Origin of the sequence: Glutamicibacter sp. BW80, assembly GCF_002332385.1 — a bacterium.
GTDB lineage: Bacteria > Actinomycetota > Actinomycetes > Actinomycetales > Micrococcaceae > Glutamicibacter.
On record NZ_NRGV01000001.1, the window covers coordinates 33,342 to 58,693 of the forward strand.

The 25,352-nt window shown below is 61.4% G+C and carries 25 protein-coding genes and 1 pseudogene; 12 read left to right on the forward strand and 14 right to left on the reverse strand.

Going from position 1 to position 25,352, the window contains the following annotated elements; translation table 11 throughout:
• Positions 1-33: 33 nt before the first annotated feature.
• From CIK76_RS00150 to CIK76_RS00160, 3 genes are read right to left on the reverse strand one after another with little or no spacing between them, the layout of a single operon-like run.
• On the reverse strand, positions 34-1,329 hold the full coding sequence (locus CIK76_RS00150) for an MFS transporter (RefSeq protein WP_205738301.1): 1,296 nt from the start codon (positions 1,327-1,329) through the stop codon (positions 34-36).
• Positions 1,329-2,501: an L-rhamnose isomerase gene (gene rhaI, locus CIK76_RS00155; RefSeq protein WP_096257460.1), complete on the reverse strand. Its 1,173-nt coding sequence runs from the start codon at positions 2,499-2,501 to the stop codon at positions 1,329-1,331. Before rhaI ends, CIK76_RS00150 begins: the two co-directional genes overlap by 1 nt.
• A 47-nt stretch (positions 2,502-2,548) precedes the next feature.
• Positions 2,549-2,884, reverse strand: a complete 336-nt coding sequence (locus CIK76_RS00160; RefSeq protein ID WP_096257458.1) for an L-rhamnose mutarotase — start codon at positions 2,882-2,884, stop codon at positions 2,549-2,551.
• 169 nt (positions 2,885-3,053) lie between these two features.
• Between CIK76_RS00160 and CIK76_RS00165 the strand changes: the two genes are divergently transcribed.
• The 4 genes from CIK76_RS00165 to CIK76_RS00175 all read left to right on the forward strand — a co-directional run bounded on the left by CIK76_RS00165 (position 3,054) and on the right by CIK76_RS00175 (position 6,673).
• On the forward strand, positions 3,054-4,160 hold the full coding sequence (locus CIK76_RS00165) for a LacI family DNA-binding transcriptional regulator (protein WP_343251934.1): 1,107 nt from the start codon (positions 3,054-3,056) through the stop codon (positions 4,158-4,160).
• A gap of 102 nt (positions 4,161-4,262) precedes the next feature.
• Positions 4,263-4,661, forward strand: coding sequence for a LysR family transcriptional regulator (locus CIK76_RS19235; protein ID WP_176484034.1), 399 nt, complete (start codon positions 4,263-4,265; stop codon positions 4,659-4,661).
• Positions 4,625-5,128 carry a substrate-binding domain-containing protein gene (locus CIK76_RS00170; RefSeq protein ID WP_255248303.1) on the forward strand — a complete coding sequence of 168 codons (504 nt, stop codon included), beginning with the start codon at positions 4,625-4,627 and terminating at the stop codon, positions 5,126-5,128. The genes CIK76_RS19235 and CIK76_RS00170 overlap by 37 nt, the downstream gene beginning before the upstream one ends.
• Before the next feature lie 165 nt (positions 5,129-5,293).
• The gene (locus CIK76_RS00175) at positions 5,294-6,673 is read left to right on the forward strand and encodes an LCP family protein (RefSeq protein WP_176484035.1); all 1,380 of its coding nucleotides are present in this window, start codon (positions 5,294-5,296) and stop codon (positions 6,671-6,673) included.
• 11 nt (positions 6,674-6,684) lie between these two features.
• Here the strand turns inward: CIK76_RS00175 and CIK76_RS00180 are convergent, their stop codons facing one another.
• A complete protein-coding gene (locus tag CIK76_RS00180) occupies positions 6,685-8,436 on the reverse strand; it encodes a plasmid pRiA4b ORF-3 family protein (RefSeq protein ID WP_096282694.1) in 1,752 nt (583 codons plus the stop codon).
• Between the two features lie 94 nt (positions 8,437-8,530).
• A complete protein-coding gene (locus CIK76_RS00185; protein WP_096282696.1) occupies positions 8,531-10,216 on the reverse strand; it encodes a formate--tetrahydrofolate ligase in 1,686 nt (561 codons plus the stop codon).
• 199 nt (positions 10,217-10,415) lie between these two features.
• Between CIK76_RS00185 and CIK76_RS00190 the strand changes: the two genes are divergently transcribed.
• The 3 genes from CIK76_RS00190 to CIK76_RS00200 all read left to right on the forward strand — a co-directional run bounded on the left by CIK76_RS00190 (position 10,416) and on the right by CIK76_RS00200 (position 12,848).
• Positions 10,416-10,895: a DUF2975 domain-containing protein gene (locus tag CIK76_RS00190; RefSeq protein WP_096257449.1), complete on the forward strand. Its 480-nt coding sequence runs from the start codon at positions 10,416-10,418 to the stop codon at positions 10,893-10,895.
• 237 nt (positions 10,896-11,132) lie between these two features.
• Positions 11,133-11,303, forward strand: coding sequence for a hypothetical protein (locus tag CIK76_RS19240; protein WP_170947924.1), 171 nt, complete (start codon positions 11,133-11,135; stop codon positions 11,301-11,303).
• A 471-nt stretch (positions 11,304-11,774) separates the two neighbouring features.
• Positions 11,775-12,848, forward strand: a complete 1,074-nt coding sequence (locus CIK76_RS00200; protein WP_096282698.1) for a Fic family protein — start codon at positions 11,775-11,777, stop codon at positions 12,846-12,848.
• 107 nt (positions 12,849-12,955) lie between these two features.
• On the opposite strand, the gene CIK76_RS00205 is transcribed toward CIK76_RS00200, so the two are convergent.
• Positions 12,956-13,525: a plasmid pRiA4b ORF-3 family protein gene (locus CIK76_RS00205; RefSeq protein WP_096282700.1), complete on the reverse strand. Its 570-nt coding sequence runs from the start codon at positions 13,523-13,525 to the stop codon at positions 12,956-12,958.
• Between the two features lie 155 nt (positions 13,526-13,680).
• Here CIK76_RS00205 and CIK76_RS00210 point away from each other — a divergent pair, with 155 nt between their 5' ends.
• Positions 13,681-14,379, forward strand: coding sequence for a maleylpyruvate isomerase family mycothiol-dependent enzyme (locus CIK76_RS00210; protein ID WP_096282702.1), 699 nt, complete (start codon positions 13,681-13,683; stop codon positions 14,377-14,379).
• 97 nt (positions 14,380-14,476) lie between these two features.
• Here the strand turns inward: CIK76_RS00210 and CIK76_RS00215 are convergent.
• From CIK76_RS00215 to CIK76_RS00230, 5 genes and pseudogenes are all read right to left on the reverse strand, one after another.
• Positions 14,477-14,605: pseudogene (locus tag CIK76_RS00215) on the reverse strand ((S)-ureidoglycine aminohydrolase); the annotation flags it as partial.
• Positions 14,606-14,955: 350 nt separating this feature from the next.
• Positions 14,956-15,942: an IS1634 family transposase gene (locus CIK76_RS19715; RefSeq protein ID WP_255248284.1), complete on the reverse strand. Its 987-nt coding sequence runs from the start codon at positions 15,940-15,942 to the stop codon at positions 14,956-14,958.
• 33 nt (positions 15,943-15,975) lie between these two features.
• Positions 15,976-16,545 carry a hypothetical protein gene (locus CIK76_RS19720; protein ID WP_255248285.1) on the reverse strand — a complete coding sequence of 190 codons (570 nt, stop codon included), beginning with the start codon at positions 16,543-16,545 and terminating at the stop codon, positions 15,976-15,978.
• Between the two features lie 242 nt (positions 16,546-16,787).
• The gene (locus CIK76_RS19245) at positions 16,788-17,243 is read right to left on the reverse strand and encodes a helix-turn-helix transcriptional regulator (RefSeq protein ID WP_176484037.1); all 456 of its coding nucleotides are present in this window, start codon (positions 17,241-17,243) and stop codon (positions 16,788-16,790) included.
• 606 nt (positions 17,244-17,849) lie between these two features.
• Positions 17,850-19,262, reverse strand: coding sequence for an MFS transporter (locus tag CIK76_RS00230; protein ID WP_096282706.1), 1,413 nt, complete (start codon positions 19,260-19,262; stop codon positions 17,850-17,852).
• 90 nt (positions 19,263-19,352) lie between these two features.
• Here CIK76_RS00230 and CIK76_RS00235 point away from each other — a divergent pair, with 90 nt between their 5' ends.
• The 4 genes from CIK76_RS00235 to CIK76_RS00250 all read left to right on the forward strand — a co-directional run bounded on the left by CIK76_RS00235 (position 19,353) and on the right by CIK76_RS00250 (position 21,176).
• Positions 19,353-20,009 (forward strand): MerR family transcriptional regulator, encoded by a 657-nt coding sequence (locus CIK76_RS00235; protein ID WP_096282708.1) that lies wholly within the window; start codon positions 19,353-19,355, stop codon positions 20,007-20,009.
• Complete coding sequence (locus CIK76_RS00240) at positions 20,006-20,287, forward strand: 2TM domain-containing protein (RefSeq protein ID WP_096282710.1); 282 nt, start codon at positions 20,006-20,008, stop codon at positions 20,285-20,287. The genes CIK76_RS00235 and CIK76_RS00240 overlap by 4 nt, the downstream gene beginning before the upstream one ends.
• Positions 20,287-20,871: an NAD(P)H-dependent oxidoreductase gene (locus CIK76_RS00245; RefSeq protein ID WP_096282712.1), complete on the forward strand. Its 585-nt coding sequence runs from the start codon at positions 20,287-20,289 to the stop codon at positions 20,869-20,871. The genes CIK76_RS00240 and CIK76_RS00245 overlap by 1 nt, the downstream gene beginning before the upstream one ends.
• An 80-nt stretch (positions 20,872-20,951) precedes the next feature.
• Positions 20,952-21,176, forward strand: a complete 225-nt coding sequence (locus tag CIK76_RS00250; RefSeq protein ID WP_176484033.1) for a relaxase domain-containing protein — start codon at positions 20,952-20,954, stop codon at positions 21,174-21,176.
• Positions 21,177-21,571: 395 nt separating this feature from the next.
• Here CIK76_RS00250 and CIK76_RS00255 read toward each other — a convergent pair whose 3' ends face one another.
• From CIK76_RS00255 to aceB, 3 genes are read right to left on the reverse strand one after another with little or no spacing between them, the layout of a single operon-like run.
• Positions 21,572-22,408 carry a bifunctional allantoicase/(S)-ureidoglycine aminohydrolase gene (locus tag CIK76_RS00255; protein ID WP_096282716.1) on the reverse strand — a complete coding sequence of 279 codons (837 nt, stop codon included), beginning with the start codon at positions 22,406-22,408 and terminating at the stop codon, positions 21,572-21,574.
• 10 nt (positions 22,409-22,418) lie between these two features.
• A complete protein-coding gene (locus CIK76_RS00260) occupies positions 22,419-23,672 on the reverse strand; it encodes an aldolase/citrate lyase family protein (RefSeq protein ID WP_096282718.1) in 1,254 nt (417 codons plus the stop codon).
• Positions 23,669-25,300 (reverse strand): malate synthase A, encoded by a 1,632-nt coding sequence (aceB, locus tag CIK76_RS00265; RefSeq protein ID WP_096282720.1) that lies wholly within the window; start codon positions 25,298-25,300, stop codon positions 23,669-23,671. Before aceB ends, CIK76_RS00260 begins: the two co-directional genes overlap by 4 nt.
• Between the last annotated feature and the right edge of the window lie 52 nt (positions 25,301-25,352).

Sequence of the window (25,352 nt, forward strand, 5' to 3'; positions counted from 1 at the left end):
CTCGACATGTCTGTGTTCAATCCTTGAGTCGTATTAGGCGTTGATCTTGGTGCCGTAGCGCTGGGCTTCGATTTCTTCGAGGGACTTGCCGCGGGTTTCCGGCGCCCAGATGGTGCCGATCAGCAGGGCAACTACCAGCAGGCCGATGATCAGCAGGCCGAGCTTTTCCAGCCCGATGCCGGAGAGCAGGACCGGGAAGACCAGGGACAGCAAGCCGACCAGGACCCGGGCGAGCATGAACAGCACGCCCTGTGCGCTGGCGCGGTATTTGGTGGCGAAGAGTTCCGCGGTCCATAGGCCGTAGAAGGCTTGGGCTCCCAAACCGGCGGAGATGCCCCAGGCGCAGGCGAAGAACAGCAGGGAGAAGGCTCCCGGAGGGGCGAAGATCAGCACCACCCAGGCGACAACGCCCAGGGCGGCTCCGCCAAAGTACAGCCAGCGGCGTGAGACCCGGTCCCCGTACTTCATGAAGCCGAAGTAGGTGGCGGCCGCGGTGAGCACCCAGACCAGAACCTGCAGCAGGTTCTGCTGCGTGGCCGACTCGACGCCGGCCGCCGCGTACACGCGTGGCTGGAAGATACCGGCCTGGCCGGCCACGGTATTCCATAGTCCGTACACCCCGAGCAGGAAGAACAGCGCCGACCAGTTCTTGCGTTCGGCCAGCAGCCCCTTGATGCCGGAGAAGAAGGAGATCTTGGCTCCGGAGGCGATTTCCTCCGCGCGCTGCTGCTTCCACCGGGTGGATTCGGGAAGCCCGCGGCGCACCCACCAGGTGATCGCGGCGACGATGAACAGGTGGAAGAAGATCAGCCGGGACCCATTCACCCCTAGCGGTGCCACCATGATGGCCAGGGCAAAGCCGACCGCCGGGCCGAAAGACCAGGCCAGCTGCGCGGTTCCCACGTGCGCTGCGCGCGACTCCTGCGGAGCCTCCTCGGCAATGTAGGTCCAGGAAGCCGGAACTCCGGCGCCCACGGCGATGCCCATGAGGATCACGCCGATAATCAGCAGCACGGTGCTGGCGGCGAAGGTAATCATCAGCGCACCGACCATGAACACGATCAGGTCGTAGGTGTAGATGAATTTGCGTCCTAGCCGGTCGCACAATGGGCCGCCGATCAGCGCACCCACCGCGGCGCCGAAGGCGTTGGCGGAGATCGCCGCGATGACCCCGACCATGCCGTCATCAAATCCGAAGGCACCCTGCCAGAGGGTCAGGCTGGTGGCCAGGGCAATAATTGCCCCGGCTTCGATGTAGTTGCTCATGGCCACCGCAATGGTGGCTTTCCAGCCGCTGATGCCGCGCTTTTTCGCCAGTGCCGTTGCCATCAGGCACCCCACCCTGCCTGCACGCCGCCGGCGCGTTCGGCTTCGATGCGGCTCTGGTAATCCGAGGCGCGGAAGGCTTCCATCGGGTCCGCAGGCAGGCCACGCGATTCACGCCAGTTTGCGAGTTCGCTGCGGATATCGGTGTAGAACGCGTTCATGAAAAGGTCGTTGGCGGCCAGCACATCGCCGGAGAGCTGCGCCTCGGTTAAGGCGACCCGGTCGATGAGCAGCGCGCGGGCGGTCATTTCCTGCACGTTCAGCACGCTGCGGATCTGGCCGAGGATCTTGTTTTCCACGTTGTGGCACTGATCGAGCATGAAGGTGATCGGGGTATCGATATCCAGTCCGCCGCCGCGGGCCACCTCGGCCATGATGCGGAAGAGCTGGTACGGGTCGGCGGAGCCGACGATCAGGTCGTCATCCGCGTAGAAGCGCGAGTTGAAGTCGAAGGAGCCGAGCTTGCCCAGGCGCAGCAGCTGCATCACGATGAACTCGATGTTGGTGCCCGGGGCGTGGTGCCCGGTATCCAGGCAGACCAACGCCCGCTCGCCGAGCGCGGCCACCTGGGCGTAGGAGGTGCCCCAGTCCGGAACATCGGTGTGATAGAAGGAGGGCTCGAAGAACTTGTACTCGAGCACCAGGCGCTGCTCGCCGCTCAGCCGGGCGTAGATTTCGGACAGCGAGTCCGAAAGCCGGTCCTGACGTCCGCGCATATCTGCCTGACCCGGGTAGTTCGAGCCCTCGGCCAGCCAGATTTTCAGGTCCTGGGAGCCGGTGGCGTCCATGACGTCTACGCACTCGATGTGGTGGTCGATGGCCTTCCGGCGGACCTTTGGATCTTCGTGGGTCAGCGCACCGAACTTGTATTCGTCGTCCTGGAAGGTGTTGGAGTTGATGGTTCCCAGTTCCACCCCGAGGTCGTTCGCGTGAGTGCGCAGCGAGCCGAAGTCCGCCACCTTATCCCACGGAATGTGCAGGGCCACGGCCGGAGCCAGTCCGGTCAGGCGGTTGACCTGCGCGGCGTCGGCGATCTTCTCATAGGCGTCGCGTGGGGTGCCCGGGGTGCCGAACACCTTAAAGCGGGTGCCGGAGTTGCCGTAGGCCCAGGAAGGGACTTCGATGGCCAATCGTTCAAGGGTGGTCAGGATCTCGGGGGTCAGCTTAGCGCCCATGGATCTCTCCTTCTGCGGTGGTGGAATTGGGTTGCCGGTGTCGCCGTTTAGAGCTGGGCCAGCTGGTCTTCGAGGTTGAATACCTCGCTCAGGCGCGGCGCGCCCTGATCGGGGCGTCCGTGGAGGGAGATGAAGAACTCGGACATCTGCGCCTCCCAGGCCGAGGTGCGTGGATCCGCATCCAGTGCGGCCTGGGCGGCTGCGTCGTCGGCGGTTTCGTAGTAGCCGATCAGCAGGCCATCGGCACGGAGAAAGAGCGAGTAGTTGCGGCGTCCCGCGTCGTTGATTGCCCGCAGCATCTCTGGCCAGACGGCGGCGTGGCGTTCGGCGTATTCGGCGAGCCGGTCCGGCTTGACCTGCAGCTGAAAACAAACCCTGTTCATGCGTTGCCCTCTTCGTTGAATGCTTGTGACGCTGAGTCGGTGATGATCGACCCTTAATGAATCGTTTCAATCACCGAACTTGACCGACTTTAGACCAGAACATGGCTCAAGTTCAAGCAGAATCCAGAAATCTGCCAAAATTAATTGAATCCATTCAATCCTGTACCGCATGGCAAGCCGAGCGGGCGCCGCGCGATATACTCGGGAGAAGACCATCGGGGCAAAGGCGGGAAACTACGTGTCGGTAAGCGTGAAGGAAGTCGCTCGCGCGGCAGGTGTTTCGGTCGGAACGGTCTCCAATGTACTCAACCGCCCAGAGGTCGTCGCACCGGCGACGGTTCGCAAGGTCACCGAGGCCATCGACAAGCTCGGATTCGTGCGCAATGACGCCGCCCGCCAGCTGCGGGCCGGGCACAGCCGCAGCTTCGGGCTGGTGATCCTCGATGCCCGAAATCCGTTCTTCATGGACGTCACCCAGGGAGCCCAGCACCGGGCCCTGGAAAACGGCTACACGGTGCTGATGGGCGCCAGCGATAGCTCGCTGACCACCGAACAGCAGCTGCTTGACCTTTTTGATCAGCAGCGCGTCGCCGGAGTGCTCATCTCCCCCATGCACAGCGACCTGAGCCGGCTTTGGCGCATCCGCGAATCCGGGACCCCGGTGGTCTTGGTGGACCGCGGAAGCGGAGACCGCAGCTTCTCTTCGGTCTCCGTCAACGACGTAGAGGGCGGCCGAATCGCCGTCCAGCACCTCGTCGAGCTGGGACGAAAGCGCATTGCCTTTGTCGGCGGTCCGCAAAGCATTGAACAGGTCCGGCATCGTCTGGAAGGCGCGCAATCGGTCATTGCCGGCACTTCGGATGCAGCCCTCGAATATCTGCCTACCAAGCAGCTGAGCGTCATCGAAGGCCGCGCCGCCGGAGAACGCATCTTGGCCATGACGCCCGGGCAACGCCCGGACGGTGTTTTTGCCGCCAACGATCTACTGGCTTTAGGCATCCTGCAGGCGTTCGTGATGTCCGGGAAGCTGAAGGTTCCAGAGGACATTGCGCTGGTCGGATACGACAATATAGCGTTCGCCGAGTCGGCCGTCGTCCCGATCACCACCGTGCGCCAGCCGGCCGAAGAAATCGGGCGCACCGCGGTCGATGTCCTGTTGCGCGAAGCCGAAGCCGGCGAAAATGCGGTCCGCGAGCAGTTTGTCTTCACCCCGAAGCTGGTCATCCGAGCCTCCACCATAGGCACCGCCAACGCTCCTGAGCCTTCCCCCAGATAATCCCGCAGGCACAGGATGGAGCTCGGCGAAGCGCCGGAGCATGCTACCGTTTCCCTGCAATCACGCCAGATGCAGTCATAGTTCACAAGGGACGTCCGATTTATGGCCAACCACCTCAGCTCCAGCAATATTTCCCTAGCTCAGATCGCGGCCGTGATCACCGTGGTGGACTACGGATCCTTCACCGCCGCGGCGGATATCCTCGGAATTTCCCAGCCTTCGCTGTCACGCAGGATTCGAGCGCTGGAGCAAACCCTGGGCATGCCGGTCTTCCGGGCCGCGGGACGGAATATGCTGCTCACCGAGGCCGGGCGGAGCATCATCCCGGCCGGGCGGCGAGCCCTGCGCGAGATCTCCTCGATCGATGCGCTGGCTTCTTCAACCCGGTCTCTGGATTCGGGCTCATTGCCGGAGTCCTTCCGGAATATCTCGGCCCGTTCCACCGCAATCATCCCGGGATCCAAATCGAAATCGTCAGCGTCGAGGATCACGAACAGCTGATCGACTCGGTACGCCTGGGACGCGCAGATCTCGCATTCGGCGTGGACGAGCGCATCCCCGCCGACCTTCAGGCGCGCTTCGTGCGCAAGCAGAGGTTCACGGCGGTTCTTTCCACCGATTTGGCCCACGCGGTGCGCACCGCGTTGGACGCCGAACTGCTCGGCGGGCTCACGCTGGTCACCTTGCCGCAGGGGACCTCCACCAGGCTGATCACCGATGAGGTCTACCGAAACCTCGGCGTCACCGCGCCACGCATCATCACCACCACGCAGCGCGACGCCCTGGTCCAGCTGAGCATCGCCGTTGGCGGCATCACCATGGTTCCCCAGGTGCTGGCCAGCACCGCCGAAGTCTTCGGCGGACTGCAGGTTCCGCTAGCCGCCGATGCCGGACGGCCCATCGGAGCAATCTTCCGGAAGGACTCGTTCAAGAACCCCGCCCTGGAGGAGTTCCTGGATCACCTGTGAGACGCAGATCTCGCGGAATCTGCGCTCCCGCGGAAAGTCCGGGTGGCGGGCAGATACATAGGGAAAATGCATGGGTCCGCACACTTTGGCTATTGGTGCGATCCATCTCTTGCATGGTCGGCTGGTGTAGATATTCCCGCCTGACTTTCGCAGGAGACCTGAGCTATGACCCATCAGCGGCCCGCAACGCCCACCAGGAAAAATTCTTCGCGACGCAAGCGCAATTTTCGCATCATCGCCGCGGCGCTGGTCCTGGCACTGGTCGTCGGTGTCGGAGCGGCCTGGTTCCGGCTTCAGGGAAATATCTCCACCGCCGCGATGCGCGCCACGGAGCAGCGGGTACCCGATTCCAGCCGGGGCATGAACATCCTCCTGCTGGGGTCGGACAGCCGGACCTTTAGCTCAACGGAATTCGGCAAGGACAACGGATCGGCGCGCAGCGATTCCATGGTGCTCGTTCATCTGGCCGCCGGCAATGAGCGCATCGACGCGGTGCAGATCCCGCGCGATACATTGCTCGAGATTCCCGCCTGCGCGGATACCGGCCACGGGCATTACACAGGCGGCCACGGGATGATCAATTCGGCACTGAACTACGGTCCCGCCTGCTCGGTAGCCGCCGTTGAATCCCTGACCGGCGTGGATCTCGACCACTTCATCGAAGTCAATTTCGAGGGCTTCATTTCCATCGTTGACGCGCTCGACGGCATCGACGTGTGCCTGGCCGATCAGATGCAGGACCCCAAGGCGAACCTGGATCTCCCGGCGGGCAATCAAATAGTCAAGGGAGAAGACGCACTGGCCTTGGCCCGCACCCGGCATGCCGTCGGGGACGGCAGCGATATCGCCCGCCTGGGCCATCAGCAGATGGTGATGTCGGCCGTCGCCCAACGGGCCACGAGCCGTGAAACGCTCACCCGGCCGGACCGGCTTTATTCCTTCCTGGATGCGGTCACCTCATCGATGACCGTTGATCCGGGACTCAGCTCCCTGGCTCAGCTTGCCTCGCTGGCCACCCGAATCCAAGCGGTGCCCACCGGGGAAATCACCTTTATGACCATGCCTTGGCAGCCGGCCCCGCAGAACCGCAACCGTGTTGTCCCCGCCCCCGAGGCGTCCACGATCTTCGAGCGGTTGAGCGCAGACACCCCGGTAAATCTAGGCGATGAAGAGAGCTCGAAAGCTGAAGCGGCACCAGCGGCCAGCTCGCGCGAGACTGCCGTGCAAATCACCAACGGCGCGCGAGTGAATCAGCTGGCATCGCAGTTCGCCGCCAAAGCAACCGCGCAGGGCTTCTCAGTCTCCGAAATTGATACCGCCGAAGCTCCCCAGGCGGCAACGCGGCTGCTGGCCGCCGACACCCAGGAAGCGCGGCAGACGGCCAAGGCCTTGGCCAAGGAACTTGACCTGGATCTTCGTCCCGTCAAGGCGCCAATAGAAGGCGTCCAGCTGCTCCTCGGCCAGGACTATCTTGAGATCGAGGGCGCCGAAAAGGCTCCGGTCAAAACGACCAACCGCAAGGCTAGCCAAAGCTTGTGCGGCTGAGCGACCTTTGGCTAGAACTCCTGGTCTAGTGCTTCGTTGATCTGCTGCATGCTGAAGGCGGCCGGATCGATCTCATCGAGGCCCATATCTCCGAGCCATTCCATGACTTCCCCGTGCTCTGGATGGGCGGGGTCGCCGATGGCGGCGACTTTTTCCGACCAGCCCCAGGTGCCGCCGCTGTCTTCGAGCGGTGCCATGCGGCGGCCTCCGGTGCAGCGCGGCAGCGCCCCGGCCTCGGAATCGAGCACCTTTTCCACCTCGATGCGGATCTCCCAGCCATCACCGAAATCATAGGCGTAGTCCAGCCGGTCCTTTTCGGCTTTGAGCAGTTCGGAAATCAGGACACCTGACTCGTCTTCGTCATACTCCATATGCTCGATATCGGGCCCGTAGCTGGTGCCGCCATATCCGCCCGAGCGGAACTCGTGCAGATGCCCGTCGTACCAGTCGAAGCTTGCCTGGATGATGTCGTGCAGGTCGCCCAGGTGCAGATCCAAGGGCACCAGCACCCGGCGCCAGATCGGCGGCTTGGCCTCTTTCAGGCCCAGCTTCAGCTGCAGCACCTTGCCCGCATAGGGTTCGGCACGCTTTTCCCGCTTGGGCTCTTCCGAATCGAAGCCGAAGAGCGCGTCCAGCTCATCGTCTTGCAGATCTTCCTCATCGAGCTCATCATCGTCCAGGTCGGTGAGGGTCGCCGCGACGAGGCGCGGGAGGGTGTAGCGCTCGCCTTCCTCGACCAAGCCGAGGATCCGCAATTCGCCCAGCCGCTGGTGGGCCTGTGCCCAGGCCGCCGGCGACCATTGCTCATCTCGCGGCGCGGCCACCAGATGCGCGGATCCTTCGATGGCTTCAAGCAGCCAGAGGTTGGACAGCCCCCAGGCTTCCAAGGTTTCTTCATCGGCGTCCTCGGGCGCTTCGAGGAAGAGATCGAGGAATGCCTGCAGGAAGGCATAGTTCGCGGAGAACGCCTGCTGTCCCTCGGACTTGTGGAATTCCTCGGCGGCGGGTCCGGCCTTCGGCGACGCGTGCGCTTCGAGGGTGATGATGCCGGCCATCGCGAGCGAAGCGATGGCCTGGGAAACCACCAGCTCGGTTTGCGCCTCGTCCAGCCCCTTGGGAAGTTCGCTCTCCAAGGCCTTGGCGGCGGCAGCCAGGAATTGTTCTCCCGGGCCAGCACCCCATTCGGCGGCGCCCTTCCCGATGCACCAGCGGGCCAGCCCATGCCCCAATTCCACGATGGGAAGCTGGCGCAGTTCGGCGAGCGCCTGCTCCTCCAACGCACCAGGATTCCCGGGCGAGGAAAGAGCTTCTGCGCTAAACGGATCCGCGGTCTCCAGATTGCCGCGCAACCAACTCAGCTCGGCGGGGTCTTGGGTCCAGCGGCCGGTATCCTCGATAAAATCAAGGTAGTCTGCCCAGGCCATGTAGAGCACCATGCGCAGTTCCCCGGAAAGATCTTCCGGCTCTTCGGCTTCCTCGAATTCGATCATGGAGTTCAACACCCCGAACAGCTTGGGTGCGTTGAACTCGGTGACGGATTCAAGTCCTACGACTTCGGCGTACATCCCCAACGTTTCGCGCACGGCCGCCAAGGCGAGCAACGCGGTTTCCGAATCCTGCCGCCGCTGGCCGTACCAGCGCACGAATTCAGGCGACAGCGCATCCAGCCCGCGGTCGACCTTCACTCGACCTATGGACACCACCGGAGCCTGAACGCGTCCGGGGTGTCCCTGCTTTACTTGCTTTTTCTTCTTCTTGGCCACCGGGTCTCCCTCACACGCTTGAATATCTTTGTTTCAAGGCTACGTGGGATAGGCCCTTCCGGCTCGGAAATAGGGCATTCTTCGGCTAGCTGTCCTACGACAGCCCCACGGCGTTCCCGTTGCCATCGACGTCCATCTGCATGGCGGACGGAACCTTGGGAAGGCCCGGCATGGTCATGATCGTCCCGGTGATGGCCACGATGAAGCCCGCGCCCGTCTTGGGGATCAGGTCGTGGACCTGCAAGGTGAATCCGTCCGGAGCGCCCAGGAGCTTGGGGTCATCGGAGAAAGAATATTGGGTCTTGGCCATGCACACCGGCAGGTCGTCCCAGCCGTTAGCGTGGATCTGCTCGAGCATCCGCCGCGCGCCGGCGGAGTATTCGACGCCCGCTCCCCCGTAGATCTCGCGCACCACGGTCAGGATCTTCTCCTCGATGGGCAGCTCCAGTTCGTACAGCGGAGCGAAATTGTTTGGCGCTTCGATGGCCCGCAAGACCGCGGCAGCCAGGTCGCCGGCCCCCTCGCCCCCTTGGCCCCAGACGTCGGCAATCGCGCATTCAACGCCCTGCGCTTCGGCCCAGCCGGTGACCACCGCCAGTTCGGCCTCGGTATCCGCGGTGAACCGGTTGATCCCGATCACCGGCTGGATGCCGAACTTCCTGATGTTCGAGGCATGCCGGGCGAGGTTCGATAAACCATTGCGTACAGCCGCGACATTCTCCTTGCCCAACTCTCCCTTGGGTACTCCCCCATGCATTTTCAGCGCGCGAATGGTGGCGACGATCACCACCGTGTCGGGGTCGCATCCGGCATAGCGGGCCTTGATGTCCATGAACTTCTCGGCACCGAGATCGGTACCGAAGCCTGCCTCGGTCACCACGACGTCCGCCAGCGCGCGTGCGGTGTTGGTGGCGATGGCCGAGTTGCAGCCGTGCGCAATGTTGGCGAACGGCCCGCCGTGGATGAAGGCGGGCGTGCCGCCCATGGACTGGACCAGGTTGGGCTTGATCGCGTCCTTGAGCAGCATCGCCATGGCTCCCGCGGCGCCCAGGTCATCAACGGTGACCGGCGCCTTGCCGTAGGTGTATCCGATGGTCATGCGGCCAAGCCGGGCGCGCAGGTCCTCTAGCCCGGTGGCCAGGCAGAAGACCGCCATGACCTCGGAGGCGACGGTGATCTCAAAACCGGTTTCCCGCGGGACTCCCTCGGCTGGTCCGCCAAGGCCGATGACCACGTGGCGCAGCGCGCGGTCGTTCATGTCCAGAACGCGCTTGAATGTGATGCGCCGCGGATCGATGCCCAAGGCATTGCCCTGGTGCAGGTGATTGTCGAGCAGCGCCATCAACAGGTTGTTGGCGCTGGTGATGACGTGGAAATCCCCGGTGAAATGCATATTGATCTCATCCATGGGGAGCACCTGCGAGTATCCGCCACCGGTGGCCCCGCCCTTCATGCCGAAGTTCGGGCCCATGGACGGTTCGCGCAAGGCGATCATGGTTTTGGCCCCGGTGGCCGCCAGCGCATCGCCCAAACCCACCACCATGGTGGATTTCCCCTCCCCTGCGGGCGTCGGGGAAATTCCGCTGACCAGAACGATCTTTCCGGGGCGGACGCCGCGAGCAGTCAAAAGCGACGGGTCGACCTTGGCCTTGTACCTGCCATAGGACTCAACTGCGGCTTCAGGGATCCCCGCCGACTCGGCGATCTCGGAAATTGGCCTGAGCGCCGCCCGCGAGGCAATCCCAAGATTGCTCATGTCGGTTTCTGGCGTTGCTGTCATCGCATGCCCCCCTAATCTGGCGTCCCGTATTCCGGGAGATGAGGAAGACCGAGGTTTTTGGTATTCCTTGATTCCTTTCAAGCTACCACTGCGGCAATAGCGGGCGCTGGCACGGCTTGGCCGAACCCGCATTCGCCGCGGGAGCGCCTCAACCACACAACCTATTGATATTCGATAGGTTTTTGTTGATAATCACTCTATGAACAAATTGCTAATGGTCCTGCTTCGAGTATGCCTTACGCTGATTTTTCTCGGCGGACTGCTGTGGCAAGCGTGGGTCGTGCCGACCCTTGCGGCGCAGAATGCGACGCTCTTTCCCGAGGTCGCATTCCTAGCCACCCCCTATACGGTAGTTGTCATAGTCGCAATTGCCTGCCTGCAGGTCTCATTGGCTGCTACCTGGAAGTTGCTGAGCATGGTGGAACGTCGGACCATCTTCACCCAGCGGGCCTTCGGCTGGGTCAACGCCATCATTGCGTCAATCGCCGTGGCCACATTTCTGGCCCTATCTCTTGGTGTTCACCTATTAGGAATTATTGGCGTGGGCGGACCTGGTGTTGCACTGGCGATTGCTGCCCTCACGACCTGCGGAAGCGCGTTCGCCCTCCTGATGCTGGTTATGAAGGGACTCCTGCGCCGGGCGACCAACCTTGAAGGCGGGGCGGCAGAGCTCGTTTAGTACCCATCATCGCTGAAAGGCGAACGGCGGAACCATAAATACTCGCGGGCCCTCCCGTTCGTTTCTCAACCCCATCCGAGCGCACTGGATTAGTTAGCTGGGAGCTTGCTCCAAAACGCTCGCGTACCGGCGATTCTGGTGCTACATTGGCCGAGTAAGGATCGCTCAGCCCTTAGTCCTTGGCCATTATTGGCAGGCAAGTGGCTGGTGGCGGAAGTTCGAGTAAAGGGAGAAGATATGAACGAAAACGTCCCAACGAATTCCACCGATATTTCGGATAAGACGCTGGAGGATCACATTTCGGATCCTGCGCTTTCCGACGAAGCGGGACATGACTGGACCGACGAAGGCGGGGCGACCCCCGATGGTCCGGCAACAGAAGTCAGTCCCGAAGAAACCCAGCGATAACCTACCTACAAGCGCATTTGCTCCCCAGCAGTGGCCAAGCCATTGCTGGGGAGTCTTACTTTTACCGGTCGATCTTGGCCCTAGAACCCAATCTCGACCGATTCCTTGATCGCCCCGGCGCCACGGAACCCAGGCTCAACTGCATCGTAACAAGCACTCAAAACTTCGCGTTGGGCGCGCGAGGAAGCCCGATCACCCCGGCCAGCGCCATCTGCTCGAGTTCGCCCGCATCTAGCGTCTGACCGATGCCGCAGCGGCGATTGGATCCGGCACCTCAAATTTGTCGCTCAGCCATTACGTCTCCTCGGAGCCGTGTGCCCAAGGCCCATGCCTCAAGACAAACCAGGCATTCGGCCTACAGCGGGAAAATTGCCGAGAAGACGTGTAAAGGTTTTTTGCATATCAGATAAACGTGTAAAAAATACGTACATTTTTTTACACGTTTCCTGATGGCTTAGATAGACTGTCCCTATGTGGAAAGCAGAACTACCGTTCAACGATCTAGCAGCTCCTCCCGCAAGTGAGCTTGAAACCCGGCCGGTACTCAAAGCGACAACTAAGGCCCGGGCTTCACTGGCCGCCATGAATCAAGCCGTCCTTCGTATACCTAATCCCGGGGTGCTCATAAGCTCACTGCCGTTGCTCGAAGCACAAGCGAGTTCCGAGATTGAAAATATCGTAACGACTACCGACGACCTATTTCGTTTAGCAGCGGATTCAGAAGTTCATGCATCCTCCGACACCAAAGAAACTCTGCGTTACCGCGAGGCACTCTTCACAGGACTCCAAAGCATCGAAAGCCGTCCGTTGACAACACGGACCGCGCTTGAAGTTTGCACAAATATCAAGGGCCGCGACATGGACGTTCGCGCTCTTCCGGGCACCTGCATTGGAAATCCTGTGACTGGCAAAGCCCGGTACACACCACCCGAAGGCCCGGATCGGATCAAAGAAAAATTGGCCGAGTGGGAACGCTTCATTCACGAAAACCCAGACATTGATCCATTGGTCATTATGAGCGCCGCTCATTATCAATTCGAAGCGATCCATCCCTTCTCAGATGGAAACGGCCGCACCGGGCGTATTTTGAACATCCTCCTACTCGTTGAAGTCGAGCTGTTAAGGGAGCCAGTTCTCTACTTATCGCGATACATCATTCGCCACAAAGAGGAGTACTACACTAGGCTCCTAGCCGTCACCAAGGACAATGACTGGGAGGGCTGGCTGCTATACATGCTTAAGGGTATTCAAGTGACAGCCGACGAGACTCTGCAGCTAATTGACAGCATCCAAGAGTTGCAACTAGTCATGCGCGACGAGCTGCGAACTGAATCCTCAGCAGGACCGAACGCGGAACTGCTTGATCTTTTATTCGAAAAGCCTTATTGCCGAATCAATGACGTAGTCAGCCGCTGTGGAATCTCGCGCCCGACTGCGACAAAATGGCTGAATGAATTCAGCTCCAATCGGCGACTAACGCAGATCAAAATAGGCCGTGAGTGGCTATTTATCAATCACCGCTTCATCGAGCTACTGGCAGGCTAGAACCCAAGAAGACATGTAAAGGTTTTTTACATGTCGGGTAAACGTGTGAAAAATGCGCCCAATTTTTTACACGTTTACCTGAGGGACTCAATGTGTCCGGTCAGCAGCTAGCGGGCATACTCAAACATTTCGTTGACGCGCTGCTTGTCGAAAAGCGAAGCGTCGAACTGCTCACCGTCGCGCAAGAAGAGCCATTCTCGGTATTCCGCCCGATCCGGATGCTCCGGGTCCTTCAGCGCTTCGATCACCATGGCCCACCCCAACGGACCTCCCGAGTCCTCCCGCGGAGCCATCCTGCGTCCGCCAATACACCGCGGCAACAGAGCAGCGTCGACCGGTGGCAGTCCTTCTAGTTCGATACGGACTTCCCAGTAATCACCGAAGTCATAGACGTAGTCGAGCCTTCCCCGCCCGTGACTTAAAAGTTCGTCGAGGCATACCGTGGACTCATCAACATCGGATCTAATCTCGGAACCAGCCGGACCGAAGCTCACCCCATTAACACCATTGAGCTCAAACTGGTGCGGGTGCGCGTCGTACCAACCGAAGCTGTACTGAATCACCTGATGCAATTGGTCCAGCCGCATCGAACCTGGAACCAAAACCCTGCGCCAGATCGGCGGACTGGTACGTCTGATTCTGAATTTCAATTGCAATACCGAAGCGTATGAACTCATCAGCCCCTACTCCTGAAACTTCGACTTCTTATACTCAAATCCAGCTGCAGAGCTAGGCTCCAAGCACTGAAACTTCTGACGGGTGCGGCGATACTCGTTCGATATAGATCGGTTTTCCGAGTCATTTTCAAACCACCCATTGGTAGGGTGACAGCATGATCAACACCGCCCGATTGCATTCAGACCTCTCCCGACTCAACCGTGAAACCTCGATGATGATGGCCACGATTGACACCCTGTCCGCCGATGAGTTGGCCGCCGATTCTCTCTGCGAGGGCTGGAGCCGAGCGCATGTCATCGCCCACCTCGCATCCAACGGCCGCACCCTGGTCAAGCTCATCGATTGGGCCATTACCGGCGAACCGCAGCAGCTTTATGCGTCCACCGAGGCGCGCAACGCAGAAATCGCCGAGCTTGCCGCCTTGCCCCGCGAAGAACTGCTCGCGGGTTTCCGCGACGCGGCGACGTTCTTTGCCGAGCAGTCCGAGCGTCTCACCGGCGAGCTGGCGGTCGAAGAGGTGGATCTGCACGGCAAGATCATCCCGGCGACCTCCATCGTGGCGCTTCGGATCGCGGAGATCGTCATCCACCACCACGATCTGGACACCGCCTGGACCATCGAGGAGGCGGACCCGGATTCACAAGAAAACGCCGTGGAGGCCGCGGTACGCACCATGCGCGTGAAGAACGCCCCGGGCATGACGCTGGTCACCGAAGAAGGCGACGAATGGGTTATCGGCGACGGCGCGCTGAAGGTCCGCTCGGACCGCGAAGGCCTCATCGAATGGCTCGCCCGCGGCCAGTCGCGGCACATTGAGGCAGATGGTCCGATCCCGGCCCTGCCTGCTTGGTAGCAAGCCCCACGCGCACCCGGAACTTCTCTCCGGCACGCCCAAGGCTCACGCTGGCTGCGGAACTCAACGAGTTCCGCAGCCAGCGTTCTTTAATGCCCTACAACGCGACCTGGCGGTTCTGATCCTTGTACAGCAGGTAGCGGAAGTTCTCCGGACCGTCGGCGTAGCAAGCCTGCGGGCAGAAGGCACGCAGGGACATGTAATCCCCCGTCTCGACCTCGACCCAGCGCCATTCATCCGGTACACGCCCTTGTCTGGGTGCGAGGTGTTGCAACGAAGGGCTGGACTCGCTCCACCCTGACAGACAGAGTGGCACCGATTCATCAGTAATAGATCAACACATCAATCTTCGCGAGGCTACCACTCATTCTTGCATCGATCGACGAAGCCGATTCGTGAGATCAACGCATGTAACAAATAAAAGCGCATCCCTAAGTTCAATATGCAATACAGAAGAAACGCCATAAAGACCTCGGAAGAGTGCTGCTAAGTTTCTTTAGTAACAACGCGTTTCAACAGTCTTACAATAACTAACCCTGCTAAGAACACGATTCCTCCTGTGTCGTGCCAAATGCCTTAGTAACCACCACGAAGCTTCGTAAGCACTTCTTCCAACCCTTCGGGGACCTGCGCTGCAAAGGTCAACACTTGGCCATTGATCAGTACTTTCGCTGAGCGGATAGCTTTCAGATCGGTGATCAGCCGTTTCAACGGCACACCAGATAATTCCTGCAAATGCCGGCCAATAGCCAACGCCGCGAACACCACCGTCAAATGCGCATCAATGGAATCCTTTTCACGATGGAAAATCGGTCGGGCCCGCAGATCCGATTTCGTCATCCTGAACGACGCCTCAACCTGCCATAAGTCGTGATAAGCACTGATCACCAGCGTGGCAGGCACAGAATCGACGAGCATATTAGTGACATAGCCCTTCAGCCCGGCCAGCATCCTGGCCCGCTCGATGACCTTCTCATCCAGCTCCTTCTCAGCCCCTGACACTTTCAAGAACCGCACTTTCTTCATCGGCGATTTCCCTTCGGCGACCGCCAAAGCCTTGCGCTCCATGAGGTTGATATTGCGGTTATCTCTAGCAAAACGCTTGGCCGACCACTGATAAACAATCCGACGTTCCCGAGCGTTTTTCCCGGTGCCCATCACCCGCGTGGATTCCAGGACCTGCCCGTTGGTGAACCGATTGCCTTTCGTATCAAAATGCTCCTGCAGGTCATAGGGTGCCTTGGTCAGCCGGGAGCCGACAATGAACTTGAATCCGGGATCCTCGATCGCGTTCAGGTTGTTTGCTGAAAGCATGCCCGCGTCAGCGACGACGACCAAGTCGGTGATTCCGTGGCGTGCCTGGAATGCTTGGAGCACGGGAATGATGGTGGTCGTTTCGGCCTTGTTGCCTTCGAACATGTGCAGTTCCAGCGGGAATCCTGCCGGGTCCACGAGTAGCCCGACCTGGATTTGCGGGTCGACGCGGCGTTCTTTGCTCATCCCGACTTTGCGTAGCTTATCTTCGTCTTTCGCCTCGAAATGTAAGGTGGTCACGTCATACATCACTAAGGATGCCAAGCCTGCGGTTAATGACCGCTAGGCGACCATGGCCTTGGCCAGCTGGTCGCGGTAGTCCTTCTCGATGCAGGCGCCCAGGCTGCGGAACAGCGTACGCAGGGACGGGTGGGGTGCATCGATCTGTTGGAGCACTCGAATGCTCTGGGCTTTCGAGATGGGTTCGATCAGCCTCGCCAGCACCATGGCTTTGAATGCAGTGTCATCAAGGATGTTGAATCCCAGCCGGTCGTAAGCTGCTTCGAGGATCTCCCAGAGCTCAGTGGCTGGCGAAGCGATTACCTTCGCGTCGGCAGCAACCGGTGCGCTGCGTGGCCTGCCTGCGGAGCGTGTTTCTGCGGGTAGTTCTTGAGCGGTCCAGTTCGGAAGATCACCCATTGCGACGGGTTTTTGCTCGACACTGAAATCCAAGGTGTCCTGGCCAGGAAGCAGCCGTTCCTTGGCTGAAGCAAGCAGGACGGCAAGGTCTTCGTCGGTGTTGGCGGAGCCGAGATGCTCAATGCCGATCACGGTTCTGCCGTTTTTCTCCACGATTTGCACTGCTATCGCACCGGATGCGGTGCGAACTTTGCGAATGAATCGTGATCCCATGCTCTTCAGCGTACCGAAATACCTATTTTTAGTAACCACATCACGCTTTGGTGCCACCTAAAGCTGCAAGTCAACATTCATATCGGTCTTACGATTTCAAAACATGGCACGAAACAGGCCAGAGGTGCCTGCGGCTGGCTGATTTCTAGCGCCAGCTTTCTTCCACACACGATCGGCAATCAACGATGGACGATGACGAATCGCATCGGAAGTCACATCCCGCCTCGGGCAAGGGTCGCTGGTCACGGCTTAGGTGATTGGCGCGGTAAAGTCTCGAACTTTGCCACTGATCGCCGATACGTGCTCGCGTACACCCGCGGAGCCACCCCATGTCGCTGCTTGAACGAGCGTGATGCGACCGCGGCATCCTCCCATCCCACAGCGGCACCCGCATCCCTCACGGTGAGGTCCGTGGTCAGCAGCAACTCGGCCATATGGTCGGCACGGATTTGACGAAGAAACGCCGCCGGTGAGATCCCGATCTGGGCGCGGAATAGCCGAGCCAAGTGTGCCGGAGACACCGAGATCTCGCGTGCGAGCTCATCAACCCTCCAGGGTCTGCTCAGATCCGCTCGCAGCAACGCAATCGCGACGGCGATCTCCCGGCGGGGCCACATCCCTGCAACGTCGCGATTTCCCGTCGAGACGCCGCTGAATCGTCCCACTGCATCGAATACTTCGGATGCGTTCGACAACATCGCGAAGTCTCCCTGCCAGTCGGCCCGAGGCTGGGTCAGGCCGAGTAGAGCAGGTGTGAGAGCATGCATTGTCGTCGACGCGAGTTGCAGCGTCTGCAGATCGGCGCACCCGTTCAGTGCACCGTGCAGGTGGTGCACGAGTGGATGTGTGACGGGCAGCCATCGCAGCTGGTCGGCCAGGTAGTCTGCGTGAATGTAGAACGTCACTGTCCGCGTATACCCTTCAGGGAACCCGTGACATTCCATCCCTGGTGGGATTGTCAGTATGCTCCCCGCTTCGAGGAACGCATCGCCTGACGGCCCTTGCACCCGTGCCCAGCCAGAGATTGTGAACACCACCTTCGCTGACGACACTCGTACCGGCCCGGACGGAGAAGACGCTGTCTGCTCCCGCACCAGCATTGGACGTCCTTGCGAGCAAGTGCGCGGCTTCTTGTCTGCATGGCTAGTCATAGGCTTGCCGAGCTGTTCGACCACTTCGGTTGGCCCTCGGCGAGGACCGTGGTCCTACATCGCCCTCTTCCATGGATCTGGCGAACATCTTGAGCGAAGCATCCATAGTCGCGCCGGAAGTAGCTCCCGGAACCCTAGGTGACGCTGGCGGCTTCAGTTCCATTCGGTGGCCTTGGAACCGTGAGCCAAGTGCTTCGCGCGCTGGGGCAGCACGGCGACGCTGAGGGTCGCGACGGCGAGGATGACGGTGCAGACGATGAGAGCGGGTTGCAGGCCGTCAACGAACGGTTGACCGGGCAGGTACTCGCCGGTGGTGGCGAAGATCGCGGTGCAGATGGCGATGCCGACTGCGATGCCGAGTTGCCGGAGTGTGCTGTTCACGCCCGAGGCGATTCCATGTTCTGTGTCGGGGCGTCCGGTGAGCACTGCGGTGGACAGGGGCGCGAAGCTCAGGCCCATGCCGATCCCTGCCAGCAGCATTGGCGCGACGATCAACGGGTACTCGACGTCGGCGGTGATGATAAGCGTCATGAGTAGCAGGGCGAGTGTCTGCAGGCTCATTCCGGTGATCAGGACGGTGCGTACTCCAATGCGAGCGACGAGTAGGCCTGCGAGGGGTGCGACGAACATGGGTGCGAGCGTCCACGGTGTGGCCCTCAGCCCGGCTTCGAGCGCCCCGTACCCCATCGAGACTTGGAGGAACTGGCTGAGCAGGAAGATCGCCCCAAAGACTCCGGCGGAGAAAAGGAACCCGGCGAGGTTCGCCAGAGAGAACGTGCGATTCTGGAACAGTCGCAACGGGAGAAACGCTGCGGAGCTGTAGTGCTCTCGGAAGAGGAACCCGATCAGCCCGGCTGCTGAGAGGGCGAACGCTGCGAGCACGGGGGTTGCTGTCCAGCCACGCTCAATGCCCTCGACGATCGCCCAGGTGAGGGGCAGGACGAACACCGCGGCGAGCACGATGCCGAGGGCGTCGAATTTGCTGGGTCGACCGAGGCTCTCAGGCAAAAGTCGCCAGCCAAGGATGAGGGCGAGTGCGCCGATGGGGAGGTTGAGCCAGAAGATCGCCGACCAGTGGAGACCGGTGAGGACTGCTCCGCCCACGATCGGCCCGACTGCGATCCCTAGCCCGTTCACACCGCCCCAGATCCCGATCGCCATCGCTCGCCGTGCAGGTGGGCTGGCGACCGAGAGGATCGTGAGCGACAGGGGCACAATCGCCGCAGCACCGACGCCCTGGATAGCCCGCGCAAGAATGAGGGCCGTCACACTGTCGGAGAGTGCCGCACCGACCGAAGCCGCAGTGAAGATCACGATCCCGGCGAGGAACACCCGCCGCCTCCCGACTCGATCCCCGAGAGCTGCTGCCGGCATCATCAGCGTCGCGAAGAGCAATGTGTAGATGTTCACGAACCACTGCAGCTCGGTCAGCGTCGCTCCCAAATCGTCACGGATGACGGGCAAAGCGAACGTCATCACGAGGTTGTCCAGCGCTGCCATGAACATCGGAATCGATGCGGCCGCGATCACCCCTCCGAGCCTCGAACCCTGACCCTGCTGCACCATGACGGCCTCCTAAAGCTTACTGGATAGTTGCACTATTGACACTCACAAGATAGCATTGTTATCCAGTGGTTGGTCAACCCAGGAGGCACGATGCGCATCTCGGAACTCTCGGAACGCTCGGGCGTGCCCGTCGCGACGGTGAAGTACTACCTCCGCGAGGGGCTCCTTGCTCCCGGCGAGGTGCTCAACGCACGCGAGTCGGCGTACTCCGAGGAGCACCTGGCGAGGCTGCGGCTGATCCGCGGCATGGTGCACGTTCTCGGCGCATCTGTCACACAGGTTCGCGAGGTGCTCTCGATCATCGAGACCCCCGACCAGAGCCCGCTCGAAGCGATGGGGAAAGCGACCTCAGCCCTGCCGACGATCGGAACCAGCGGCAACGATTCGCCCACCGAGGAACCGAGACGGGCACTCCGGCTGCTCGCGAGTCTCGGCTACCGCTTCGCGGCAGACACCCCCAGCGTCCGGCAGCTTGAGACCGCTCTGGAACTGGCAGAGAGCGTGGGGATCACGCTAGACGACGCACAGATCGCGGTCTACGGCGACGCAGCCCGCGTGATTGCCCGCGCCGACTTCGCTCGCATCCCCTGGGAGCAGCCCGACGCCGCGATTGCGTTTGCGGTGCTCGGTACTGCGCTCTACGAGCCAGTCCTGCTCGCGCTGCGACGACTAGCGCACTACGAGCTCGGCCTCGCGCTCGAAGCCGAACATCCCACGGATCCCGACACAACAGGAGGAGAAGCATGAACATCGACGAGCACGACCTGGAACGCCGCGCGCGCGCCATCGTCATCGCCCGCAACGTCTACAAAGGCGTCGTCTCACTCTGGGCGATCGCCGCTGTTGGGATGCTGCTCATCTGGTGGCTGACGACACCGAGCGGATACTTCTGGGTCATCTGGCCCGTCCTCGGCATGAGCATCGCCGCCGTGATTTGGGGCCTTGCCATCTACGGCAGGACGCCATTCCGGGTGCGACAGGAACAGGTCGAGCGAGAAATGACGCGTTTGCAGGCGCGCCGCTGATGAAGACGCTGATCATCCAGGGCCACCCCAACACTGCGAGCTTCGGTCAGGCCGTCGCCGACGCCTATCAGCGCGGCTTACGCACTCATACTGGCGCCGAAAATGTGCGCGAAATCAACCTCGGGATCGAGGACTTCGACCCCGTGCTCAGATACGGGTACCGCGAACGGATGGAACCCGACCAGCTCATCGAGCGCAGCCAAGCCGACCTCGCCTGGGCCGACCACCTCGTGATCATCACACCCGTGTGGTGGACGACGTTTCCATCCGTGCTGCACGGATGGTTCGAGCGTGTGCTCACTCCCGGCTACGCCTACCGAATGAATCACTCAAGACCGGAACGTCTCATGCAAGGCAAGACCGCGTCCCTGATTGCGACAAGCTGGGCGCCCGGCTTTTACACCAGGCTTATCCCGAACTCGCCCGCACGGCTGTTGCGCAAACACGTCCTCGGAATCTGCGGCATCAGGTTGGACAAGACCCACATCCTTGGTTCGATGGACGGACCCAAAGACACTGTCGAGCGTCGCATCAGATTCCTTGAGTATGTTGAATCTTCCGTCAGGAAGACCGGACCTCGTTAGCGCCAACTATCGCCCAGGAAGCACCTCATCCTCGGTGTAGTCCAGTTGGAAAGGTCGTAGCGCACCTGTCGAGTGTGACGGTGTCGATCAGGGTGATGACCGCCGGTGACGGATACCGGTATCTGCTGAACTCTGTCGTCATCGGCGATGGGGATCGTGACGGCGTTTCTGCGTTGACGAGGTACTACCTCGAGTCGGGAACACCCCCGGGCGCATGGATCGGTTCTGGACTTCCTGGTCTGTCTGGTGGCCTGGCGGCGGGCGCGACGGTGACCCACGAAAAGACGCGAACCCGTATCCACTAACTTTCCTGCGGAAACAACTAAAGTGCTGCCTGCGCTTTTCGGGCTTGATCCCCACTTTGAAATCGACCAATGTTGGTCGATTTCACTCTCCCACGGGTGCAGGGTCGCAACCCACTTCCAGATCAACCAACGTTGGTCGATTTGGTGGGGCCCGCGATTTCAGGGGATGGGACCGGTATTGCCGATGTGTGTGATGAAGAGTTCCGAATGATGGTTTAGCCCTCACGAAACAACCCCGGGACTCCAAAGCCGAAGGCCGCATCCCGCGCGACCCTGCCGTCAGCCCACCACGTCCGAGCAAAGGAAACATCACTGGAACATGAAAAGGACACGGTGTGCCGATAATCGGCGGGTCAGCGCGGGGTGCGGCCCCGGCAGTCTCTGGAAATGAACGCTTACAACGCGATCTGGCGGTTCTGATCCTTGTAGAGCAGGTAGCGGAAGTTATCCGGGCCGCCGGCGTAGCAAGCCTGCGGGCAGAAGGCGCGCAGGGACATGTAATCCCCTGCCTCGACCTCGACCCAGTCGCCATTCATCCGGTACACGCCCTTGCCTTCAAGCACGTACAAGCCGTGCTCCATGACGTGGGTTTCGGCGAACGGAATCGATGCGCCTGGTTCGAAGGTCACGATGTTCACGCCGAAGTCGAAGGCGACGTCGTTGGGATCCAGCATGCGGGTGGTGCGCCACTTGCCATCGGTGCCCGGCATCGGGCCAGGTTCGATATCGCGCTCGTTGCCCACCACGGGAGCCGGTGCGGCCACTCCTTCTAGGACTTCGTAGCGCTTGCGCAGCCAGTGGAAGCTGGTCAGCTCGGTTCCGTCATTGCGGGCTGACCAGGTGGCGCCGGCTGGCAGGTAGGCGAAGCCGCCGTCCACCAGCACATGCTCGGTGCCCTCGATGAGAAGGGTCAGCTGGCCGGTGAGCACGAAGATGAATCCCTGCACCTGCGCCTGCGGTTCCGGCTTCTCGGCACCGCCGCCGGGGGCGACTTCCACAATGGCTTGGGAGAATGTGGTGGCCCCACCGGCAACCGGACGGTTGAGCACCCAGGCGCGGGTGTTGGTCCACTCGGGGAAGACGCTGGTGACGATGTCGCGCAGCACGCCCTTGGGGATAACAGTGTAGGCCTCGGTGACGATGGCGCGGTCGGTGAGCAGATCGCTCTGCGGCGGATGGCCGCCGAAGTTCGAGTAGTAGGACGAGGAGTTCTGGATGGCAGGAACAGTCATGGTGCAGTCCTTAGGCGTGGGAGCGGTTCAAGGCGATCGTCTCGAGTTCGGGCAGGGTGATCTGGGCCAGTTCGGTGACCTCGTCGGCGGTGACAGCACCGCAGGCGACCCCGCGGTGGATGTAGCGGGCCAGGGCACGCGCGGTGGCTGGTTCGTCCATGATGGCCGAGTTGATCTGGTGGACGTAGTTGCGCAACCGGGTGCCAGCTGCCTGCAGGCCTTCGCGGAAGAAGGCGAAGGTTGCCAGGTAGCGGGTGACCAGGTGGTTTTCGTGCATATCCCAGCCCTGGTAGATGCCGCGGGACAGGTGGCGGGACACCAGACGGGCGTGCAGCTCCCAGGCGGCTGCAATGTTCTCCGGGTCGCCGGCCGGGATGATGTTGGTGGAGCCGTCGGACAGTTCCACGCCGGTGCCGGCCACGGCTACCTGCATGACGTCCTTGGCGAAGTCTGCCACCGGGTGCTCCATGGACTGGTAGCCGGCGGCCACGCCCAGCGAGGCGGAGTAGTCGTAGGTGCCGTAGTGCAGCGAGGAGACCCGGCCCTTGCCCGAGGCGATCAGCTGGGCTACCGGATGGGTTCCGTTGGCGGCCAGGATGACCTGCGGGGTTTCCACCTGCACCTCGAAACGGATCCGTCCAGCTTCCAGACCATGGACCCGTTCGACCTGCTCGGCAAGGTGCACCATGGCCTCGACCTGCGCCACCGTGGTGACCTTCGGAAGGGTCAGGCGCAGGCCTTCGGGCAGCGGCCCGTTTTCCAGCAGCCGGGTGATGAACAGGTCCAGGGTGCGGATGCCGCGGGCCCGGGTGGGGGCCTCGAAGCATTTGAAGCGGATGCCGATGCAGGCCGGAGCCTTGCCAGCGGATACCGCCGCGGACACCGAGTCGGCGGCAGCGATGACTGCTGCGTCCTCCTCGGCATCCGGGCGGTTGCCGTAGCCGTCCTCGAAATCGAGGCGCAGGTCTTCGATGGGTTCGCTAACCAGTTTCGCGGCGACCAGCTCGCCCAGGCGCTCGGGCTCGGCCAAGTTCAGCTTCGCGGCGAGCTCGGCCAGGCCTGCGGCGTCGCCCGCGGCGGCCAGGGCGTTGGCACCCCAGGCGGCAGGCAGATCCGCGGTGTACTTGTCCCCTGGGACGTACACGGTGTGGATCGGCTGGCGCGCGCCGGAGTCTCCCGGGTAAGAGGTTTCCAGCAGCCGGTCGGTGGCGGCCAGCTTTGCTTCTACGCTGGCTAGCGTGGTCTCATCGAAGGTGCTGCTCATGGCTTGGTCACGTATTCCTTTTCCAATAGTTCGTAGGCACCGGTGGTGAGGAAGTCTGCGAAGTCCTCGTCCTTGCCGCTGGTCAGTTTGGCGATCAGCTCCGCTGCCGGCTGGTAGTAGGCATTGAAGTGCTCTTCATTGCCCACCTCGCCGCGCAGGCGTTCAACTTCTTCGGCAAGAATGCCAGCGACCAGTTCGGCGGTGATGGTGTTGCCGGTGTCGGCCGCGACCACCTTGTTGCGGATCTGCTGCCAGATCTGCGAGCGGGAGATCTCGGCGGTGGCGGCATCTTCCATCAGGTTGTGGATGGCGACCGCGCCGTTGCCCGAAAGCCAGACGGCCACGTAATTCACTGCCACGTAGAGGTTGGCTCGCACCCCGGCTTCGGTGACATCGCCCGGTGCACTGGCCACATCCAGCAGCTGGGCTGCGGTGACCTCTACCTCCGGGCGCTGGCGATCGAGCTGGTTCGGCTTTTCGCCCAGCTTCGCGTCGAAGATTTCCTTGCACAGTTCCACCAGGTCCGGGTGGGCCACCCACGAGCCGTCGAAACCGTCATTGGCCTCGCGGGTCTTGTCCTCGCGGACCTTGTCGAAGGCGGCAGCGGTGACTTCTGGTTCGCGGCGGTTCGGGATGAAGGCTGCCATGCCGCCCATGGCGAAGGCACCACGCTTGTGGCAGGTCTTGACCAGCAGTTCGGTGTAAGCGCGCATCATTGGCGCGGTCATCGAGACCGCGGAGCGGTCAGGCATGATGAACGCTTCGCCGGCTTCACGGAAGGTCTTGATAATCGAGAACAGGTAGTCCCAGCGCCCGGCGTTCAGTCCCGAAACGTGGTCGCGTAGTTCGTAGAGGAATTCTTCCATCTGGAAGGCTGCCGGGATGGTTTCAATGAGCATCGTGGCACGCACGGTACCGTAATCAATGCCGAGCTGTTCCTGAGCGAAGGTGAAGACCTCATTCCACAGGCGCGATTCCAGGTAGTGCTCCATTTTGGGCAGGTAGTAGAACGGGCCTTGGCCGGACTCGGCGAGCACCTTGGCGTTGTGGAAGAAGTGCAGACCGAAGTCCACCAGCGCGCCCACGGCCGGCTTGCCGTCGATGCGCACATTGTTCTCCGGCAGGTGCCAGCCGCGCGGGCGGACAACCACGACAGCACGTGGCGCGTCGGTGCGCAGCGCGTAGGACTTTCCGCTCTTCGCATCGGTGAAGGCCAAGGTGCCGCGGGCGGCGGCCGAGAGGTTGGAAATCGCGTCGATGACGTTGAACCAGCTCGGGGTCGAGGCATCTTCCAGGTCGGCCAACCAGACTTTCGCACCGGAGTTCAGTGCGTTGATGGCCATCTTGGCCGGGGAGGCCGGGCCTGTGATCTCCACGCGGCGGTCGCGCAGCGCCTCAGGGGCTTCGGCGACCTTCCAGTCGCCGGTGCGCACGGATTCTGTTTCCGGATCGAAGTCGATGGACTTGGCGGCGGAGAATTGCTGGCGACGCACGCCGCGTGCGGCCAGCAGCTCGTCGCGGGTGCCGACGAATTTCTGGTGCAGCTTCTCGATGAAGGCCAGTGCTTCGGGCGAGAGGATCTGCTTGGCATCTGCGACGTCGGGGATGGCGGTGATTTCAATACTCATGGATTGCTCCTTGCTTCTTGTGCTCTGTTCCAATGATCGGTGCGTTGACGTG